Source organism: Geminocystis sp., from assembly GCF_041753295.1.
Lineage (GTDB): Bacteria > Cyanobacteriota > Cyanobacteriia > Cyanobacteriales > Cyanobacteriaceae > Geminocystis.
This window is the reverse complement of sequence record NZ_JBGSUU010000118.1, coordinates 1-4,594: the sequence shown is the minus strand read 5'-3', so window position 1 is coordinate 4,594 and position 4,594 is coordinate 1. Positions and strand designations below refer to the sequence as shown.

General features: G+C 34.2%; 6 protein-coding genes. 3 read left to right on the top strand and 3 right to left on the bottom strand.

Annotated elements, in window-relative coordinates; genetic code table 11:
• The first annotated feature begins 174 nt into the window (after nucleotides 1-174).
• The gene (locus ACEW8E_RS14650) at nucleotides 175-315 is read left to right on the top strand and encodes a hypothetical protein (RefSeq protein WP_373481099.1); all 141 of its coding nucleotides are present in this window, start codon (nucleotides 175-177) and stop codon (nucleotides 313-315) included.
• Between the two features lie 219 nt (nucleotides 316-534).
• Here ACEW8E_RS14650 and ACEW8E_RS14645 read toward each other — a convergent pair whose 3' ends face one another.
• The 3 genes from ACEW8E_RS14645 to ACEW8E_RS14635 are packed head-to-tail and all read right to left on the bottom strand — an operon-like array spanning nucleotide 535 to nucleotide 3,145.
• Nucleotides 535-1,095 (bottom strand): DUF4276 family protein, encoded by a 561-nt coding sequence (locus ACEW8E_RS14645; RefSeq protein ID WP_373481098.1) that lies wholly within the window; start codon nucleotides 1,093-1,095, stop codon nucleotides 535-537.
• Entirely contained in the window at nucleotides 1,095-2,279 is a 1,185-nt protein-coding gene (locus ACEW8E_RS14640) for an AAA family ATPase (protein WP_373481097.1), read from the bottom strand. Before ACEW8E_RS14640 ends, ACEW8E_RS14645 begins: the two co-directional genes overlap by 1 nt.
• 8 nt (nucleotides 2,280-2,287) lie before the next feature.
• The gene (locus tag ACEW8E_RS14635) at nucleotides 2,288-3,145 is read right to left on the bottom strand and encodes a tyrosine-type recombinase/integrase (RefSeq protein ID WP_373481096.1); all 858 of its coding nucleotides are present in this window, start codon (nucleotides 3,143-3,145) and stop codon (nucleotides 2,288-2,290) included.
• A 396-nt stretch (nucleotides 3,146-3,541) separates the two neighbouring features.
• Here ACEW8E_RS14635 and ACEW8E_RS14630 point away from each other — a divergent pair, with 396 nt between their 5' ends.
• Together ACEW8E_RS14630 and ACEW8E_RS14625 are read left to right on the top strand one after the other, a co-directional pair.
• Nucleotides 3,542-3,721: a hypothetical protein gene (locus ACEW8E_RS14630; protein WP_373481095.1), complete on the top strand. Its 180-nt coding sequence runs from the start codon at nucleotides 3,542-3,544 to the stop codon at nucleotides 3,719-3,721.
• A gap of 72 nt (nucleotides 3,722-3,793) precedes the next feature.
• On the top strand, nucleotides 3,794-4,012 hold the full coding sequence (locus ACEW8E_RS14625; protein ID WP_373481094.1) for a hypothetical protein: 219 nt from the start codon (nucleotides 3,794-3,796) through the stop codon (nucleotides 4,010-4,012).
• Nucleotides 4,013-4,594 lie beyond the last annotated feature (582 nt).

Sequence of the window (4,594 nt, the reverse complement as noted above, 5' to 3'; positions counted from 1 at the left end):
AATAGAAAAAATCAACGAGAATATGATAAATATTTATATCAAGCAAGACATTTAATAGAGAACTTTTTTGCCAGATTAAAACAGTATAGAGCAATCGCTACGAGATATGATAAACGAAAAATAAATTTTAAAAGGAGGTATTTATTTAGCTTCAATCATAATCTGGCTTAATTGATGACACGCCCTAATCCTGAATTTTGTTCTCGATTAGAACGAAAAGTATCTAAAGTCACTCAATCTGAACAACCTATTGATTTAACAGAATTAATAGATGAACAACAAGAGTGGCAATTATTAAATTCATTTTTATTTTAGTTTCTATTTCCGCCTTTTCGAGAAAAACTTATTTTTTTGTACTGATGTTAATCTCAGTATTTTTTTTCATTTTTCATTAATTAAACAAAAATACATCATAACTATAATAATTATTGTAATATTTGCTCTTAAAACTACATACTTAATAAATAAAGCAATAATATTGTCGTAAAAATGATTAGTACCCACAACGGTCGCAAAAAATCCCTTCAAAGCAGTTTATTTGCAAATTTTCTCGATACTTTTAATAAAAACTTGATAACTATGAGAACAGTTTGAGGAGAGTGATAAATGAGGGGCGATTTTTTTTGAGTCCCGAAGTGAATAATATTCTCCCAGTAATTGTTTAAGTTCTTGCTTGGCTGAGTTTAAACGATCGGGATTACGGAATTTAGTTTGGTTTTGATGTCGTGTCAAACTGCCGGGTTTACGTTCTAAACCTTTTTCCACCGCTGCTAAATCACCTAAAAACCAAGATTCTAGTTCATGGCAGATAATGCGTATCAGAACTTTCGAGTTTCCTGCTTGTTGACAAATTTTTAAGAGTTCAGCTTTTAGGGTTTTGCAGTCGTGGGAATCTTGATCATGAACAATAACAAATTTAGTATCAAAATATTGAAATGCTTTAAGTTTGCGGGGAATAGATTGTGCTAAATCTTGTTTGCCTTGATGAGGAATACAGAGGAAAGTTTTATGACTGGGGATTAGTTGAGGCAAAATTTTTTCCAAGACTTCTTTCATGGAAGGTTCTTCCAATAAAAAAATTATATCGTAACTCATTATGGTGTAACCCCCTCAAACCAACCTTGATTCCAAAGAAAACCAGGTAAATCTCCCGCTTCAATCAGTGCTTTTAGGTTTTCATCGTTAACTGCCCTAGAAATTTGAGTAATTCCTTGTTTTTTATTTAACCAAAAGATACTCTCTAAAGGAACTGCGTTTAAAAAGTCGGGAGAATGGGTTGAAACAAAAACTTGACCACCTCGATCTGCGTAGTTGGCGAATTCTTCGGCTAGTTCTCTCAATAGGCTGGGATATAGTTGATTTTCAGGTTCTTCAACACATAAAAGAGGATGAGGTTTAGGATCAAATAATAAAATCAGGTAAGCAAACATTTTCATTGTACCGTCGGAAACATACCGATCGATGAAGGGATCTTTAAAGGCTTGATCTTGAAAACGTAGAATTAAACGACCATCTTCAGTATTTTTTGCTTCTACATGGGAAACTCCTGGAACTCTTTCCTTCATTTTGCTGAGAATTTTCTCGAAAATGTCACGATGTTCTTGGTAAATATACTGAGCAACTACGGCCATATTATCCCCAGTGGGTGATAGATGTTCCGCATAAAGAGCATCTTTACTACCTCTAGCTTCACTAATATGAAAATCAGAGACGTGCCAATTTTCAATGAGGGAACGAAAGCCACTAGCCGCCTTGAATCGTTGAAATTGCCCAAGTCCTTTGATCGCTAAAATATCCTGAGATTCTAGTTCTTGCTTTTCTCGTTCTAATTCTTCGTCAGTTTTGTCAAAATTTTCTTCGTTAGTGATGGCGTAACCCTTACCTAGTTTAAAATCGAGAAAATGATAGGGGCTACCATGTTCTCCCCGTTTGTAACGTAATATTTCCCGTTTGACGACAGGACGATTGTTTATTTCACCAATAATTAAGCTGTAGGTAACTAACCTTTCTTTATTAACAATGGTCATCCGAAACTGAAGTTCTATTTCAATGTCTTCCCCTTCTTTTCCTCTTGTTACCACTTCTTTATAACCGCCACGAACTTGGAGAGCTTGGCGAATATTATTTTTCAGGGCATCTCTGAGGAAGCCAAAAATATCAAAAAGAGTGGATTTGCCTGTGCCATTAGCACCAATGACGACGCAAAAAGCTGGAATATTTGTAATTTCAAAGGATTCAAAAAGACGGTAATTTTTTAGTTTAATAGAAACAATTTTCATAACTTTGTTTAATCCAAATAAAGAGCCGAAGAATCATCAGGTTTAGCATGAAGATATCTTTCCGTTACCGAAATAGAAGAATGCCCCAAAGTTTGCTGTACTAAATGTATAGGAGCCCCCTTATCCAGACTATGAGAAGCATGAGAATGTCTTAACCAATGGGGTGAAATTTTTTCTTCAAACCCAGCTTTTTTCCCAGCTTCTGCCACAATGTGATAAACCTGCTTACGATTGAGATGATGAGTACCTCGACTATTAACCTTTTGAGAATAAAAAACTGGATCATCTTTGGTTGCAATACAACCCTTTAACTTCATAAGTTCATCCCAAATGCCTTGCCCCAATAAAATCACACGGGTTTTACCCCCTTTGCCAAAAATTCTTATCTGCCCACCCACATCACGCTGTTTTAAATCACCCCAGTTTAAATCACATAACTCACTTGCTCTTAAACCCCCACTATATAACAACCTCAACATAACTCGATTACGCAGATTAGACTCCGCCGCAAATAAACGATTCACGAATTCTACCGTCAAAATCTTTTCTGCCAGACGCTCCTTAACTTTGGGAGTTCGAGCTAACTTTCCCACATTAACAGGTAAAACACCTAATTCAAAACCAAAAGTCAATAAACTTTTAAGCACAGCCAAAGCATTACGTTGACTAGCAGGAGAAACTGAACTTAAAGTTAACTGCCAAGACTGAATATCCATCAAAGTAACTTTTTCTATGGGTTTATCAACATGAGCTAAAAAAGAGTTAACATGGCGCTGATAATTAGCCACTGTATTAGGAGAACGTCCATGTAACCAAAGCTGAATTAATTGTTTAGTTGTTTCAAATGTTGTACTAGAATAAGACATTAGGATTATTTTAGAGGGATATTCAAGACTAAAGTGATATTCAAGACTAATAAGCCAACCTAGTATTATTTTATCTTTTAATTTTGAGAAATATTAACAATAAATAAAAAAGAGATAGATATATCGTTAACTGATCCTTTTTAGCTTATTTACTTTATTTTTAGATTTTCTATACTTTTTTTAATTCTCCCTGATATGTAAATATAGTTAAAATTTAATACATAAAGAACATCAAAAACAAAAAGACTGTTACAAAACTTTTGCACACAAGAATATCCTTTTGAAAATTCCTATTATTGGGCTGCTTTTGTTTGTCATGGATTAAGTTAAAAATTTAATTTGCATACTTTTTTCCCTTCAGTCTGATTAGTATATGTACCTCAAAAGACTTGACTTATGAGAGTTCAAGATTGGCCTGATAAAGTTATGTTGGTAGCTACTCCACAACCTAGGATGAATTTAGCCGAAGCAAGACATCGTTGTACTAACTACGATGATGTTTTAGATTCTCGTCGCCGTCGTGGTGAAGATTTAATTTATACCATTGTCAGGGCAAAAGCTGATCGCTTCGCTTAATCCGCCAAGCCTTGAATAATCCTCAAGAGTACAGTTGGTCTTAATTTGAGGTGGGTGAGGTTAACTCCATCTTTGAAAAAATTAAATCTATCTTTTCTTTCTATTGTTTCTTTTTTTCTTCAACAATTATTAAGTTGGGATGAATGTCAAATTATACTAGATAAATATTGTCAAGATTTAGAGTTACCTAATACTGCTGAAAGTCTGGTAAATATTCTGAAAAATTGTTTATCTAAAACTGGCGAAAAAGTTGATTTTAAATATCCTCAAAATGCGACATTAATCAAGTAAAATAAACATCTAATATTGATATTAGTCAAATTCAACTGTGGAATTCAATAAGCAATAGAAACGGGAACTATGCAAGGGTTTTAGAATCTGGACTTACGCAATAATAACAATATTGTGTCCCTATCGAGGCACGAAGCAATCTCTAAAACCTTGATTTTTGTTACAAATGCGTACCTCCCAAGAATTTATAAATGTTCTAATCATCTCGTTTGTTGCTATATCAAAAAATTTTTGATAAATTTATCGAAAAACTTGCATAAAAAACAAAACCTCTCCTGATAAGTAAGTGGGGATAAAAAAAAAGAGGATAAATGCTAAATTGTAAATATGTGTGAAAGAAAAACCTTACTTTATTACCTCGTTACCATCTTAGGTGCAGATAAATAGCTAACGAAAGATTTATGGATAATTCGTTGAGATACTCACCTCAATAAGCATTATTTTTATGGCGTTGCTGAATTAAAGTATGATTTTTAGATAAGGTGATGCCGAAGGCACGCTACGCGCACGTATCTTTATTACTCTCTTAAATTATCACAGAGGCGTGCTGTGTACCAGAGCCGACGAGCGATCGCTCGTAAC